The 15,574-nt window shown below is 44.3% G+C and carries 16 protein-coding genes; 12 read left to right on the top strand and 4 right to left on the bottom strand.

The features are described from left to right. Nucleotides 1–488: 488 nt before the first annotated feature. A complete protein-coding gene (locus dnm_RS22080; protein ID WP_207679056.1) occupies nt 489–794 on the top strand; it encodes a hypothetical protein in 306 nt (101 codons plus the stop codon). Nucleotides 795–1,143: 349 nt separating this feature from the next. On the opposite strand, the gene dnm_RS22075 is transcribed toward dnm_RS22080, so the two are convergent. Next, nucleotides 1,144–2,739 carry a class I adenylate-forming enzyme family protein gene (locus tag dnm_RS22075; protein WP_207679055.1) on the bottom strand — a complete coding sequence of 532 codons (1,596 nt, stop codon included), beginning with the start codon at nt 2,737–2,739 and terminating at the stop codon, nt 1,144–1,146. Nucleotides 2,740–2,975: 236 nt separating this feature from the next. Between dnm_RS22075 and dnm_RS22070 the strand changes: the two genes are divergently transcribed. From dnm_RS22070 to dnm_RS22025, 10 genes are all read left to right on the top strand, one after another. Further along, a complete protein-coding gene (locus dnm_RS22070; protein ID WP_207679054.1) occupies nt 2,976–3,485 on the top strand; it encodes a hypothetical protein in 510 nt (169 codons plus the stop codon). A gap of 506 nt (nt 3,486–3,991) precedes the next feature. Continuing rightward, nucleotides 3,992–4,381, top strand: coding sequence for a cytochrome c3 family protein (locus dnm_RS22065; RefSeq protein WP_246556058.1), 390 nt, complete (start codon nt 3,992–3,994; stop codon nt 4,379–4,381). 66 nt (nt 4,382–4,447) lie between these two features. Next, complete coding sequence (locus dnm_RS22060) at nt 4,448–5,416, top strand: NAD(P)H-dependent oxidoreductase (RefSeq protein ID WP_207679053.1); 969 nt, start codon at nt 4,448–4,450, stop codon at nt 5,414–5,416. Between the two features lie 3 nt (nt 5,417–5,419). Next, nucleotides 5,420–5,611, top strand: a complete 192-nt coding sequence (locus dnm_RS22055) for a hypothetical protein (protein ID WP_207679052.1) — start codon at nt 5,420–5,422, stop codon at nt 5,609–5,611. A 36-nt stretch (nt 5,612–5,647) separates the two neighbouring features. Continuing rightward, entirely contained in the window at nt 5,648–5,806 is a 159-nt protein-coding gene (gene rd, locus dnm_RS22050) for a rubredoxin (RefSeq protein ID WP_207679051.1), read from the top strand. A gap of 447 nt (nt 5,807–6,253) precedes the next feature. Then, a complete protein-coding gene (locus dnm_RS22045; protein WP_207679050.1) occupies nt 6,254–7,441 on the top strand; it encodes an FprA family A-type flavoprotein in 1,188 nt (395 codons plus the stop codon). Nucleotides 7,442–7,448: 7 nt separating this feature from the next. Then, a complete protein-coding gene (locus dnm_RS22040; RefSeq protein ID WP_207679049.1) occupies nt 7,449–7,640 on the top strand; it encodes a ferredoxin in 192 nt (63 codons plus the stop codon). A gap of 21 nt (nt 7,641–7,661) precedes the next feature. Beyond that, nucleotides 7,662–8,009, top strand: coding sequence for a DsrE family protein (locus tag dnm_RS22035; protein WP_207679048.1), 348 nt, complete (start codon nt 7,662–7,664; stop codon nt 8,007–8,009). A 354-nt stretch (nt 8,010–8,363) separates the two neighbouring features. Then, nucleotides 8,364–9,056 (top strand): DVU0298 family protein, encoded by a 693-nt coding sequence (locus tag dnm_RS22030; RefSeq protein ID WP_207679047.1) that lies wholly within the window; start codon nt 8,364–8,366, stop codon nt 9,054–9,056. Between the two features lie 694 nt (nt 9,057–9,750). After that, a complete protein-coding gene (locus tag dnm_RS22025) occupies nt 9,751–10,842 on the top strand; it encodes a hypothetical protein (RefSeq protein ID WP_207679046.1) in 1,092 nt (363 codons plus the stop codon). Nucleotides 10,843–11,085: 243 nt separating this feature from the next. Here dnm_RS22025 and dnm_RS22020 read toward each other — a convergent pair whose 3' ends face one another. Next, nucleotides 11,086–11,424, bottom strand: coding sequence for a DUF928 domain-containing protein (locus dnm_RS22020; protein ID WP_276571911.1), 339 nt, complete (start codon nt 11,422–11,424; stop codon nt 11,086–11,088). Nucleotides 11,425–11,771: 347 nt separating this feature from the next. Between dnm_RS22020 and dnm_RS22015 the strand changes: the two genes are divergently transcribed. Continuing rightward, nucleotides 11,772–12,425, top strand: a complete 654-nt coding sequence (locus dnm_RS22015) for a PHP domain-containing protein (protein WP_246556057.1) — start codon at nt 11,772–11,774, stop codon at nt 12,423–12,425. A 179-nt stretch (nt 12,426–12,604) separates the two neighbouring features. Here dnm_RS22015 and dnm_RS22010 read toward each other — a convergent pair whose 3' ends face one another. Further along, nucleotides 12,605–13,381 (bottom strand): NRDE family protein, encoded by a 777-nt coding sequence (locus dnm_RS22010; protein WP_207679045.1) that lies wholly within the window; start codon nt 13,379–13,381, stop codon nt 12,605–12,607. 718 nt (nt 13,382–14,099) lie between these two features. After that, nucleotides 14,100–15,356, bottom strand: coding sequence for an IS110 family RNA-guided transposase (locus dnm_RS22005; RefSeq protein ID WP_207677974.1), 1,257 nt, complete (start codon nt 15,354–15,356; stop codon nt 14,100–14,102). Between the last annotated feature and the right edge of the window lie 218 nt (nt 15,357–15,574).

Here is a 15,574-nt window from a genome sequence, read left to right as displayed (position 1 = left end):
TTGGCTTTACTTTACCAATGTTTGTAAAACTGATTTTTATTTAAATGCTTTTGCTAAAGCATCTGTATTTCCTTCAATCCTCCAAAAATTTTTCTTTGCTTACATAGAACTGTTTCTCAGTATAATCCCGTGTCATTTTTCTGAGCTCGCACAACGTAAAAACGTATGATGACTGTGCTTCTTCGTCTCTCATGAAGTTGCGGAAGTCAGAATCTGATAACCGGCAGTTGCACTCCCTTGAAAGCGATGTGTTTTTATAGAACAAACAATTTTTCAAAATATGTCAGGTATCATGTAACATTAACAACAGAGCAGAAAGGCGAAAGAAAAATTTTTTTTTAAAATAATAATATAAATTACAAATAATTATATATTATATACTGGGAAATAATTACAGGTTGGCACGGACAATGCATATAAAAATATATAACGAAATAATAAATAAGGATAAGAGTTCATGTAACCGCAAAATAAGGAGAAAACGAAAAATGACAAATATCGTAATTAAAGATTTGGAAGATAGCAAGGAGCTTGACAGAAAGGCAATGGTAACTCTCGTAGGTGGTTTATCAAATCCTGGCTGTGGTGTCGTTGTTGGGCCTGGGGGGAGTAACGGTTATATTGGCAGTTCCATCCCAGGACCGGAAGAGTGTATCGGAACATTTTTGGTGACTAACGCAAATGGCGAACAGGAAATGGTACAGCGATTCCGCTGCCACTACTATAGAATTGAAGATTTATGGATACAGAAAGAGCGATCCTACGTCACTTCAATCTGTGGTTCGCCGTGTTAAATCTTTTGCCGCTGTAAAATTTTTCTGGCATAATTCAAGTAGGTTAAGTTAATTTTTTAAAATTTATGTTAAATTTTAAAATTGACCCAACCTACAATATACTGATTATAACGGATTTAGAAGATGCCGCTAAAAAGCCCCGCAGGGGCGGCATATTGTGATGGCAGGCAAACATGCCGCCCCTACGGGACTTGGCGGGGGCCAGCTACTACAAATATGCCGCCCTTACAGGGCTTGGTCGGCCCTCCCCTAAATCCGTTACAATCAGGAAAAATTTTTGCTCAGGTACTTATGTCGCTGATAACAAAACCAGAAAGAAAAATCACGGCCAGAACCCCGCACTCTAATATCAGCTTCTCAGAATCACTGACGCGCCTCCTCCGTATTTTTTCCTCAGCTTTGTTTTTTCGATCTTGCCAGTGGGGTTTCTCGGGACATCATCAAAGATGATCCGTCTCGGCTTTTTATATCTCGGAAACGATTCACAGTAGGTTATAACCTCTTCTTCCGTCAGCGTCCGGGACGGTTTGACCTTTATGACAGCCGCGGCAATCTCTCCGAGCCGTTCATCTGGCACACCAATGACCCCCACATCCTGAATCTTTTCATGATTCATAAGAAAATCCTCGATCTCAACCGGAAAGATATTCTCGCCGCCTGTGATAATGATATCCTTTCTCCGATCCACCAGCCATATGAACCCGTCCTCATCCATACGACCGATATCGCCAGTCAGGAGCCAGCCATCGAGAAGAGCAGCTTCTGTGGCCTCCGGATTCTTGTAATATTCCTTCATCACTCCCGGCCCCCTGGTCCCCAGCTCTCCGACTGCTTCCCGGGACACAGGTTTCAGTATCTTTTCAGCGAGGCTTTCGAGGTCAAAAATCATGCACTCCCAGTCAAATCCGGGAACACCAATGGCCCCGATCTTGTGCGTGTTTTCGATTCCCAGATGGACGCAGCCCGGGCCAGTGGATTCCGTAAGCCCGTAATTGGTATCATACTCATGATGAGGAAAGACGTTTTTCCATTTTCGGATGAGACTGGGAGGGACAGGCTGTGCGCCGATGTGCATCAGGCGCCACTGATCCAATTCATAATCATCAAGACAGATATCTTTGTTTTCCATAGCGATCAGGATATCATGCGCCCAGGGAACCAGAAGCCATACAATCGTCGCCTTTTCTTCAGAAACTGCTTCCAGGATATATTCGGGTTTTGTCCCCTTGAGAATGACCGCTTTTGCTCCCACGATAAAGCTGCCGAACCAGTGCATTTTCGCGCCCGTGTGATACAGCGGAGGGATGCACAGAAAATTGTCTTCGTGTGTCTGATTGTGGTGGCGGTTTTCAACATAGCAGGAAAACTCAAGGTTCCGATGGGTCAGATGGACGGCCTTGGGGCTGCCGGTGGTTCCTGATGTGAAATACAACGCGGCACTGTCAGAAATATCCAATTCAATGCCCGGTTCTTCGACACCGGCGGATACTGAGAAATCATGATATGATTCCGCATAATCCGGCCGTTTTTCCTCGGGACCTGCAAAGATGTATGTTGAAACGGTTTTATCTGAAATGCTTCTGACCAGGTCCAATCTTTCAATAAATTCTTCGCCGAATATCATGGCCTTTGCTTCTGAGATTTCGGCGGAAACACGGATATCATCCGATGAAAATCTGAAGTTCAGCGGGACCGCCCACGCGCCTGTCCGAAGGATTCCGAAATAAATCGGAAGCCATTCAAGGCAGTTCATCATCAGATGGATTACCTTGTCCCCTTTCCGGATTCCCCTTGAAATAAGGGCATTGGCAACCTGATTCGCTTGGGTGTCAAATTCTTTCCAAGTAATTTCTCTGCGCAGATTTCTGGCAGGGTCTCTCTCCACAAGCGCAACATCATTGCCATAGACTCTGGCGTTCCGACTCAGTATTTCAGTGATTAGCATATTTTCCTCTGTTTCTAAAAACGATCCTTATTTTAAAAGCTTTAAAGATAATGAGCTTATGATTTCAAGTTCATGCAAACGGAGTGCCAAACTTGCAGTTTGGCAGAAATATCCGGTTTCCGGGCATCAGAGATATCGCCAAACTGCAAGTTTGGCACTCCGGATAATTTTTTTCTTAGAGCCTGTTTGAAAAGCAAGGAATATGAGCAGTCATAAGAGAGAATGATCATAGCTCCGTGTCACGGTCGCATTTTTTCAGGACATGTCTTTTTAAAGAGGCGTCAGGGACAGCCTCCCGGTATCTTCGTGGCAAAAAAATCAGCCACAAAGGCACGAAGACACAAAGTGACACAAAGAAGCTTCGTGAACCTTCGTGGCTTCGTGGCTTCGTGGCAAAAAAATCAGCCACAAAGGCACGAAGACACAAAGTGACACAAAGAAACTTCGTGACTTCGTGTCTTTGTGGCAAAAAAATCAGCCACAAAGGCACGAAGACACAAAGTGACACAAAGAAACTTCGTGAACCTTCGTGGCTTCGTGTCTTCGTGGCAAAAAAAACAGCCACAAAGGCACGAAGACACAAAGTGACACAAAGAAGCTTCGTGAACCTTCGTGACTTCGTGGCAAAAAAATCAGACACAAAGGCACGAAGACACAAAGTGACACAAAGAAACTTCGCGAACCTTCGGGTCTTCGTGGCAAAAAAATCAGCCACAAAAGCACGAAGACACAAAGAAACTTCGTGAGCCTTCGCGTCTTCGTGTCTTCGTGGCAAAAAACAGCCACTTATGATTACTCATATTCTTTACTTTTCAAACACGCTTTTAAAACCTAATATAAGATAAAAATTGATTTTATGATATAAAAATATACAAATATATGAACATCGTCAAGGGGTTTTTGAGGATGGTACCGTTTGCAACCCTGTCCTGCAAAAGAACGCAGGCTTTAAAGAAGTCGCAAAACATCCGGCAGTGTCTTTCATATTTTTTATTGGTCCTGATAACCGATTTCAAAGGAATTTCAAAATTTTTTATTGACAAGCCTGCAAATCCGGTGCAAACTTGCATTTGTGAATTCGCAGGCTGTAAAAAACTACGACGGATTGCAAAGTCCGGCGGAACAGTTTAACAGATTCCGCGATTATGATAGCTGGCTGTAGAAGCCGCTGATAGTAGCTTCTTCAGCCGGCTTTCGCAAGCCTCCCCCAAATCCGTTATCATCAGAATTTTTTTACATAAGGAGACAAGAAGTGAAAGTAAGAGTAATCACGGCGATAATTATCGGAATGATACTGGTGGCTGCAATGGCCGTTGCGGAACAGAACACTGTTGCAGAACAGAACACTGTTGCGGAACAGAATAAAGGTGCCAAAGATATGGAACTTTTTGGCGGAACCAAAGGAATCGTTCCTTTTCCCCATCACACACATCAGGAAACACTGAAGGACTGCAATGTTTGTCATGAGGCATTCCCGCAAGCTCCTGGCTCCATAGAAAAATTAAAAGCTGAGGGAAAGCTGAAAAAAAAGCAGGTTATGAACAAGCAATGTGTCAAATGTCACAAAGAAAAGAAAAAAGCCGGGGAAAAGACAGGCCCCACCTCATGTTCAAAGTGTCATCAGAAAAAAGCTGACGGCTGATATCGCAGGGATTGCTGGTGATGTGCCTCTGCTTTGATAGTCTATAACCCTAAGGAGCTTTTGATTATGCTGGTACTTGGATTACAAGGAAGTCCCCGTAAAAAAGGAAACTCGGATTTTTTGCTTTCAGCTTTCATGAAAGAAGCTGAAGAACTGGGAGCGCAAACCCATGTCGTTGACGTGGATAAAAAAAATATCGTGCCATGTAAGGAATACACGACCTGTGAAAAAAAGGGATTTTGTCCCATTAAAGATGACATGAAGTATGAAATTTATCCCCTGCTGCGTCAGGCTGATGTTATTGTCGCGGCCAGTCCCATGTTTTTTTATAATGTAACAGCACAGCTCAAGGCCCTTATTGACAGATGTCAGACCCTCTGGGCCAGGAAGTACAAACTCAAGCTGACGGATCCCGGCAGGAAGATGAGACGCGGTTTTATACTTGCCGTGGGAGCCACAAAAGGAAAAAATCTTTTTGAAGGTCTTCACCTGACGGCAACTTATTTCTTTGACGCAGTGGGAGCAAGCTATGAAGGCAGTCTCACGTACCGGGAAATCGAACATCGCGGAGATATGGAAAAACATCCGTCGGTGCTTGAGGATGTCAAAACCGCGGTGAATAATCTTCTGACACCGTTTCTGGGCAGAAAAAAAATTTTGTTCGCGTGTCGGGAAAACGCGTGCCGGAGTCAGATGGCAAGTGCCTTTGCTCAGTATCTCAGCGGAGATAAGATTGAGGTTCTGAACGGGGGCAGCACACCTGCGGACAACATCAGCCCCGTCATGGTGAAAGCCATGCAGGAAAAAGGAATTGACATGGAATTTCGCACGCCTCAGTCCATTGAAGCGGCTATTGAAAAAATAAAGCCTGATATGATTATCACCATGGGCTGCGGTGAGGAATGCCCCTTTGTACCAGGTGCTGAGATGCGGGACTGGGAATTGCCGGATCCGGCCGGAGAGGATATTGAATTCATGCGCAATGTGCGTGATGAGATCGAAAAAAGAGTGATCAGTTTAACAAACGAGTTATAATCAATGATCGTCATAGAAATAACAAATTCACAGGAAGTGGCGGAGCAAGAATCTCCCATGGCCAAAGCTTTTGGTAAGCTGGCTCCGGCCCTGATTAAAAAGAAGGTTGAAGAAAAAGTCGTAGAGCATCTGAAAGATAGCTTCTCGGAACGAGGTATTCAGGCAAATATCTCAATCCAGGAGACAGATGAGTGATGATATTTAACTTATAATTTTAAGGAGGATATTGGAATGGACAAATATGTATGCAATGTTTGCGGTTATGTTTATGATCCCGAGGCGGGAGATCCGGACAATGATATTGATCCCGGTACAAAATTTGAAGATATCCCGGATGACTGGGTATGTCCGATATGCGGGGCCTCAAAGGAAGAGTTCAGCAAAGAATAACCCTCGGAGAGTGAGATGTGATCGTTTATCTATGCCCTTTTATGCTGACAAAAGACGTTTTTCAAACCGCTCTCTGACCGGTAAAAAGGGATTTGATTTTCAGCGGAGCGGTGTTTTGCTTCGCCAATTTTAATTTTTTGCCTTTTGTCAGACGGAGTTCGCAACTTACACACATCAGGCCATGCAGGGTGGGCAAACCGCATTCAAGGAGGTGTCCGGCTTCATTTTTTGCACCTTGCTCACCCTGCCAGCGCAATCTGAAGATGCATTTCGTGTCTGTCCTTTTGCCGGACCGGGTTTGAAATCCCTTCTGAAATATTTTACCGGATCACTGGTAAAATTGTAAACCTGATCCCGCAAAATTATGATCTTAGCCTGCTGTATGCAGGCCAGGAGAAACCAGATAATTTTTCAAATTTACTGATTGCTTTAGGGGAGGAGAGTAAGATGAAACCGGTCGAAATTGCAAAGGGAATCTATGATGTCGGTGTGACGGATTGGAATATCAGAGATTTCCATGGTTATTCCACCCATATGGGCACAAGTTACAATTCGTTTCTGATTGTTGATGAAAAGATTGCCCTTATTGACACCGTAAAAAAAGAGTTTGCAGATCAGCTCTTAGATAAGATTTCTCAGATCGCTGATCCTAAAAAAATTGACTACATGATCAGCAATCACACGGAAATGGATCACTCCGGGGGGTTGCCGAGGGTCATGCACAGAATCGGAGAAGACAAGCCGCTGCTCTGTTCCCAAATGGGCGAAAAAAATCTTTCCCGTCATTTTCCTCAGAAATGGAACTATCATCCGCTGAAAAATGGTGAGGAACTGACCCTGGGGAGCAGAACCCTCACCTTTCTTGAAACCCGGATGCTCCACTGGCCCGACAGCATGTTCACTTATGTGAAAGAAGACAAAATTCTTTTCTCCAGCGATGCCTTTGGTCAGCATTATGCGGGGTATGAAAAATTTGACGATGTCGTGGGTCATGTGATCATGTCTCATGCAAAGAAGTATTTCGCCAATATCCTCCTGCTTTATTCGCCGCTGATTCTCAAGTTGGTGGAAAAAATCACAAAAATGGGACTGGAATTTAATATGATCTGTCCTGACCACGGGATTTTGTGGCGAAAAGACCCCGGAAAAATCATCAACGCTTATGTGGAATGGAGCAAACAGGAAAACACCAGGAAAAAAGCTGTCATTGTTTATGATACCATGTGGCACAGCACCGAAACAATGGCACATGCGATTGCCTCGGGCCTTGCCGAAGAAGGGGTGAATGTCAGGCCCATGAAGCTCAGAGAATGGCATCGCAGCGATATTATGACAGAGGTCCTGGACGCAAAGGCCGTCATTATCGGCTCTCCCACATTGAACAACGGCCTGTTTCCCACGGTCAGCGATTTTCTGACTTACATGAAAGGACTGAAGCCGCTGAATAAAATCGGCGCGGCCTTCGGGTCTTACGGATGGAGCGGCGAATCTGTCAAGCTGATTAACAATGAACTTGAAGCCATGAAATTTGAAATGGCGGATCCCGGTCTCAAAATTCAGTATGTTCCGGATAAGGCAGCAGTGGAAAAATGCACCGAACTTGGCAAAATCATCGGAAAGAAGATAAACGGTTAGTTCTGTTATGAAAATACCGGTTGTTGAACTCAGCGAATGTATTCTGTGCGGCGTATGCGAGGAGGTGTGTCCCTCTGTTTTCAATCTCAGTGAGTTAGGATATGTCAGCGTTGCCGAATTACCCATGTATCCCGAATCCGAGGTTGACGAAGCTATAAAGAATTGCCCCGCAGATTGTATCTTCTGGCAAGAACCTTAACAAAGGAATGAGATAGCTAAAATGAAAAAAATTGCGATGTTTGTATTCAATGGTGATCCCATGTGTTTCATCCATGTGCTGCTGAACGCGCTGGATATGAAAGAAAAAGGCTGGGAAGTAAAAGTGGTCATTGAAGGCTCGGCCACAAAATTAATCCCTGAACTGGCAAAAGCGGAAAATCCGCTGCACCAATTATGGGAAAAGGTAAAAGATGCAGGACTTGCGGATGGCGTATGCAAAGCCTGTTCAAACAAAATGGGCACATTGGAAGCGGCAAAAGAACAATCTTTGCAACTACTGGATGAAATGTCCGGTCATCCGAGTATGGCTCGTTATCGTGAAGACAACTTTGAGGTTGTCATATTTTAAAGCTCCCAGCCAGCTCATGCCAGGAGCCTTTATGAAAGTAAGTTCGGCGCGGCCTACCTCGCTCTGTTTGAACGTATCGGTCGTGCGTCTTTTTTATATGTAAAAAATTGTTTGATTGTCAAGATTTTTTCTAAGCTGAACATTCAGTAGATCGAAAAGATTTCTAACCTCTTATTTCGGATGGCAATTCTCCGGAGTTCGGAAATGGAGCGAAGCGGAATTTTCGCAGAAACCGCTTCGGATCATTGAAGAAATTGCGAAAATTCCGCTTCGCTCCATTTCCGCACTCCTTTTGGCCCGAAAAACTTTTCGATCTGCTGACATTGAACTTTTTATCATAACAAATGATCAGAAATGTCAAAAACCATTAAATACAGCGGCAGAAAATTAAAAAAGAAAATTCTGGAACTTCTCACTCAGAAAAATTTTGAAAGAAGCCTTGAAGAAATCCGCCCGTTTCCCGCAAGGCAGGTGATCAACCCTCTGTTTTCCTTTCTTTACAATTCCGATGAAATGATAAAATGGCGGGCTGTCACAGCAATGGGTATGGTTGTTTCACGCCTTGCTGAACAGGATACGGAGTCGGCCCGTGTGATCATGCGTCGCCTTTTATGGAATCTGAACGATGAATCCGGCGGGATCGGCTGGGGGTCCCCCGAGGCCATGGGCGAAATCATGGCTCAGAGCAAAAAACTGGCTGAGGAATATCACTGTATTCTTATTTCCTACATCAGAGAGGATGGTAACTTCATTGAACATGAAATTTTGCAAAGAGGTGTTCTCTGGGGGCTGGGAAGACTGGCCCGGGTCAGACCGGAACTCGTGAAAGACGCTGCCCCTTTTCTCGCCCCTTATATGAATTCGGAAGATGCCGTTCACCGAGGGCTTGCCGCACGGACTGCCGCTCTTTTGGATGCTGAATCATTGAAACCGCTGCTGAGATATCTCGCCAATGATCACACAAAGATAAAGATATTTCTTGAAGGAGAGCTGGTCTCTCGCTCTGTCGCTGAACTGACCGGGCAGATGATTTCCGAAAAATCCTGATAAATATTTAACCATAAGTTTTCGATATCTGACAGGGCAAGAAACCCGGCTTTTTCCCGGAACGGTACGCTGTCCCCGGAGCAAAAAGCCGGGTTTCTCCGCCGTTCTCAGAAAAAAAGATGTGTCCGGGCAAGAAACCCGGCTTTTTCCCGGAATGATCCGCTGTCCCCGGAGCAGAAAGCCGGGTTTCTCCGCCGTTCTCAGAAAAAAAGATGTGTCCGGGCAAGAAACCCGGCTTTTTCCCGGAACGATCCGCTGTCCCCGGAGCAGAAAGCCGGGTTTCTCCGCCGTTCTCAGAAAAAAAGATGTGTCCGGGCAAGAAACCCGGCTTTTTCCCGGAACGGTACGCTGTCCCCGGAGCAGAAAGCCGGGTTTCTCCGCCGTTCTCAGAAAAAAAGATGTGTCCGGGCAAGAAACCCGGCTTTTTCCCGGAACGGTACGCTGTCCCCGGAGCAGAAAGCCGGGTTTCTCCGCCGTTCTCAGAAAAAAAGATGTGTCCGGGCAAGAAACCCGGCTTTTTCCCGGAACGGTACGCTGTCCCCGGAGCAGAAAGCCGGATTTCTCCGCCGTTCTCAGAAAAAAAATCTATAAAAAATTTTTGATCGGGTCCTCGGACGAAATGACAGGCTTTTGTCGAAAACAGATCCAAAACCCTGATCATCAAGTGACATGAATAACAAGAGGAGATTTTAAAATGGATGCCTCGATCCTTGTTCCTGCCCCTGATGCCATTCCTGTTCCCTGGGGATGGTTCAAATTTTTTCTCATTCTGACATTTATGCTTCATATTCTTTTTATGAATATCATGGTGGGGGGCGGATTTATCGCGTTTTTTAATTATCTGAAACGGGATTCCGGAATCAGCACAGATTCTCTTGAAAGAGATATGTCACGGAAGCTGACATTCATCATCGCGTTTACTGTCAACTTCGGTGTCGCGCCGCTTTTGTTTCTCCAAGTTCTTTACGGACATTTCATGTATGTGAGTTCTCTGCTCATGGGTGTCTGGTGGCTCTCTGTTGTGGGACTGCTTATCATTGCCTACTACAGCGCATATTTTTACAAATTTAAGTTTGACGCGAAAGCAGGAGGAACCCGCGGCTATTTTATTGGCGCAACAGTTCTGATTCTCCTTTTTGTGGGATTTCTTTTTACAAACAACATGAGTATGATGCTGACGCCGGCATCATGGGTGAGCTATTTTCAAAATCCCCATGGAACATTGCTGAACCTGTCCGAACCGAGCCTTTTTCCCAGGTTTCTCCACTTTATGACCGCGTCTGTGGCCATTGGCGGGCTTTTTATTGCCATCATATGGTCTTTGAAACAAAAGAAAGGAGTTGCTTTTGCCAAAGAAAATGCTGACCAGGGAATGAAGTGGTTCACCTCTGCCACAATGATTCAGATTGTCATTGGCTTCTGGTTTCTGGTGAGTCTGCCCGGAGATATTATGCAGCTTTTCATGGGAAAAAGCGTGATTCACACCACGATCTTTCTGATCAGTCTTGCCTTAACCGCACTCACACTTGTTTTTGGCATTTATCGCAAGGTCAGGGCTTCCGTGGTTTCAGTGCTTGTTCTGGTATTCTCCATGATTATGATGCGGGATATGGTACGGACAGCTTATCTTAAACCCTTTTTTGAAGTGTCCGAGCTTAACGTCATTCCTGACTATTCTCCTTTGATTCTTTTTCTGGTGTCACTTGCCGCGGGAATTTCGGTTGTGATTTATGTGATCAGGCTTGCGATAAAATCAGAGCAAAAAACATCGCTTTCAAATTCTTAGTACATGATTCCATAAATAGTCCGGACAGAATGAACAATAATTTGATATAGAACAAATTTGCAATTTGTTCAGGCACAATTTGAAAAATTGTGCTACAAACAACCCGGATATAATAATCTGCCCAAAATGTAGGGTGGGTGTAGCGAAGCGAAACCCACCGTCTGCGCTAAATGCTGTTTGGTGGGTTTCGCTTCGCTGCACCCACCCTACATGTTATATGCTTATCTGTAGCGATATCGCTTCTCACTTCTCACTTTTTTCGGACACCGCCACTTTATGAAGCCCCACCTGTTCAAGAAGGTCCGCTCGCTGATCACGAAAGGTTTTATTGGCCGGGTTGGCTTCAATCAGTTGTGAAATCACGAACAAAGCATCATACCAAATCCCTTCTTCAGCATAGAGTCCTGGCATATCAGCCTTGGTCGCGGCACACAGCTTTTCCGTAAATATCTTTGGTGGTTCTGTACGTCGGATTTTCCCGCCGGAAAGGATGTTTCTTGCTGGTTTGTCAGGATTCACGATCATTGTGGCAAACCATGAATAGTCTTTTTCCGGAGAAAGGCTTCGGTCGTCAAGTGACAGCTTTCAGCTAAAACCGGCAGATCGAAAAGTTCGGGCTGTCACGGGGCAGATACGGCGGACAGGGGAAGAAATCCGGCTTTTCCGGCGAGGGAAAACGCCCTGTTCCGGAAAAAAAGCCGGGTTTCTTTGCCGTACCGCACACAACCCGAAAACTTTTCGATCTGCTGAAGACCTCTCTCATAGATCAAATCTATTCTTTTATTTTTTTTCATTGAAATTAAATATTTGCTTTTCTTAGCCTCTTCTTATAATTTATGGCATTCCTGTGAACGGGCATGAACCTGCGTTCATAACAAAACCTGAAAGCGGAATCAGAATTTCTCAATTCTCAATTTTACGGAGAGTGGATGATGCTTTTTGATCTTCATGTTCATACAACAATTTCCATATGCAGTCAGCTAAAAATTGATGATATCCTGAAACACGCCAAACATCGGGGGCTTGACGGCGTATGTATCACTGATCATCAGACCATGAATATCCGACATCACATCAGAGAGGGGATACAGAATGATGGCCTGTGTATCCTGTTTGGCATGGAATACACCACTGATGACGGTGATTTCCTGATTTTCGGCCCTTTTGAAGACATTGCAGAAGACCTGTCTGCTACGGAACTGCTCAGACAGGTTAAACAACTCGGAGGGGCAGCCATTGCAGCTCATCCTTTCAGAAAAAACAGAGCCGTTCAGGAGTATGTTATCCGTGAAGGTCTCTGTGATATTGTTGAAAGTGTGAACGGCCGGAATACAGACGCTGAAAATCACCGTGTTGACAGTTGGCGTCAGAAATATTTTTTAACTGAAAGCGGCGGCAGCGACGCACATTCCCTTAATGAACTGGGCAAGGTAAGAACCGGATTTGCAATGCCTGTAAGGTCCCGTGCTGATCTTATCTTTGCTTTGAAAAACGGGTTATGCTACCCGCAGCAGAATATGCCGGACAATATTTTTTGGAAGAACGCGGCCTGTTCTCCGGAATATCACGCTCCCCTGTTTTAAAGAAATGACAAGGAAAGGGGATAAGAAAGGGAAAAAATTCCCTTTACCATGAAAATACATTCGGAAAAGCCGGGTTTTTTGTCTGTTCCCACCGCATATTTTCATGACCGGGGGTGAAAAACCCGGCTTTTTTATGAGCGTTTCTTATCCCCTTTCCCTGTAGTTCTTATCTTAATCCCCTATACAACAACAAAACTGAACTTCCGTGTTTCCCCCGCGTCAGCATCACCATGATGATTTGGAATAAATGTGCGTTCCCAAAAGCTTATCTTCCCGGTCTTTTCCATTAAAAGGACGGATGATGAGCGGGTTCCGTAAATATCGCTGGTGACAAACAAGGGTGAAAGGATGCGCTCCCAGGTGAGACCGACACCAGTATCCGGCAGGGTCTCATCCGGAGGATGATCTTTGTTTTCAAGTATCTGAAATATATCTTTAAAATCTATTTCTTTCCTTGCAAGCGGAATTTCAAGATCAGCTTTTCCTTTTTTCACCTTAGGCCACGGTGTATCAATAAGATGATTGCTCAGACCATACAGACCGGGATTCATTTTCTGAATGCCATTTCCCCTGTTCGAGTAATAACAAAGCGTTGAAGCATCTCCCACCAGCAGGTTAAATCCGTTATACCTGTGTCCGATGCTGCTGATATGTTCAAGATAGGCTTCCGGGGATGCTTCTCCAATAAGAAAATTGCTGACAAGCATGCCCCGGGAAGGCGCATCTGCTTTTAATGAAGCCGGGTCTCTGAAATTGGTGATGGCAGCCCAACGGCCGGTTCGGGTGATTCCCATCCATGTGCCGTTACCTCTGAGGTCTCTGCCTGCAAGTATATGCGGTGTATCATCCCAAAAATCAAGCGCTTGTGTGGGACGCTCATAATATTCGTCCCGGTTTGCGGCGAGTATCAGCCGATAGTCTGTATGCTGGTTATATGAAAAAAAAATTAAACACATGATTCTCTCCCATTGACCTTGAATCTTTTTTTATGTTATCGTCCTTTTTTTTATTAATCAGGTGTTCGGTGTTGAGTGTTAGGTGTTAGGGTGTTAGGGTGTTAGGGTGTTAGGTGTTAGGTGTTAGGTGTTAGGTGTTAGGTGTTAGGGTGTTAGGTTTTAGGTGTTAGGTGTTAAGAAAAACTATAAAACTTTCATACTGCGTTGGACCGGTAGTAGGTCATTGACTGTTTATATGAAAGTGCCTGAAGTGACTAAAGTTAATAAAGTGACTGAAGTTAAAAGTTCTTTCATGTTTCGTTGTGAGCGGACCGCTCATGGCCGTTTATATGAAACTCTAATTAATAAGAAATAAATTTAGTTCGTTATCTGAATAAAATAATTGCCGAATACGGATATTCAGAGTAAAAAAACACTTGTCCCGTAGTCTCCGAACGACTTTTTAAAATATTTCCGCACTTCTTAAAAAATGAGGCCGGTCCTGAAAAAAAAGTTTTATATTCGTAGTCTCTTAAAAGAGCTGACATTTTGTTGTGCAGGTGACCGGCCGGTCATGTTTATATCGGGCTCGCGGCGCCATTTTTTCACCGACCTTAAAATGTGAAGTGCTTCAGTTTTATTTACATCAGGCTGTTATTATCCTTTCCTGTTAAAAAACGGATTCGGTATATTCTTCATATTCTTTACAGTTTTCAATTTATTTTAAGGTTATTCTCTGTTAAGCGGAAGCAACCAGGTCATATCCTAACTGTGCGGCCTGTTTTTTTAGTCTGTTTATCTTTTTTTCCTGATTTTTGCCGGAAAGATATCCTTTACCCAGATCCTCAAAAGATTCTCCGTATTTTATTATATGATAAATTCCCTTTGCTATGCTGTGAGCAACTGCGACAACAGCTTTTTTGGCTCCGCGCCGATATTTTATACGATAATATTTGTCCTTATAATATGAGTCCCTCTTCTTAATGGCAGACCATGCAATTTCAACCATGACTGTTTTAAAGGGATGATTTCGGACCGGGGACCTGCCGCTTTTACGCTTGCCGGCACTTTCATTATTTCCGGGACAAAGTCCTGCCCAGGAACAGAAAGCAGCCTCATTTCCGAATTCTTCCAGTGTGAATCCTATATGACTGAGCACTGACTGACCGGCCACTGTGTTAATCCCGTATACTTCGTCCAGACGATCCAAAACTTCCTGATGAGGCCTCATAAGCCTGGCAAGACGGGCAGTTACGGATTTAATATTCCGCTCCGTTGCCTCAATTGTATCCATAAGCAGTTTTAACTGAAAACGATGGTGATCTTCAAAAAAACCCTGAATACTGCGATGAAGTTCCGCACTTTTGGAACCGAGACTTCCTTTCGCACATTTTTCAATATTTTCAAGGCTTAAATCCGCATCTTCGTCACAAAGGAGACTGATCAGGTTACGTCCTGTCACTCCGAACAGATCGGTCACCACAGAACTGATTTTGATATTGGCGGTCTCGAACAGTTTATGAACACGCCTCTTGTAATCTCCGAGAGTCTGTGTGTAATTTTTCCGAAGCGTTGTCAGGTCACGCCATTGTCTCACTTCCTTTGCCGGAATAAAACTGCCTTTCACAAGCCCGTGGCGAAGGAGATTGGCAAGCCATCTGCTGTCCTCGGTATCCGTCTTTCTGCCGGGAACATTTTTTATATGGCGCGCATTTACCAGGACAACATCCAGATGTCCTTCAAGGATATTGTGAACCGGACGCCAATACACACTTGTACTTTCCATTGCAACTGTCGGACAATTATTGTCGGTCAGCCAGTCCCTTAAAAGGAAAAGGCTGTCTGTAAAAGTCGGGAATTCCCTCACTTCATATTGCGGCGAGCCAAGGGGATTCAGAGTAATAAGACATGCTGAAATAATATTCTTGTGAACGTCCAGTCCGCAACAAACGGGATGCATTACTGAAATAATCGGGGTGTCTGATTTTTTAGTCATAACCGTCCTTCCTGTTATAATTGTTGATAAATATTTATTCTGAGAGTAGTTATGACATTTTGAACCAAAAATCAAAAGTTTCATCCTTTGTTGTGTCCGCAGGACATGGGAGTTTATATGAAAGTGCCTGAAGTGACTAAAGTTAATAAAGTGACTGAAGTTAAAAGTTCTTTCATGTTTCGTTGTGAGCGAACCGCTCATGGCCGTTTATATGAAAG

Origin of the sequence: Desulfonema magnum (genome assembly GCF_017377395.1) — a bacterium.
Taxonomy (GTDB): Bacteria; Desulfobacterota; Desulfobacteria; order Desulfobacterales; family 4be13; genus Desulfonema_C; species Desulfonema_C magnum.
This window is presented reverse-complemented; position numbering and strand designations above follow the sequence as displayed.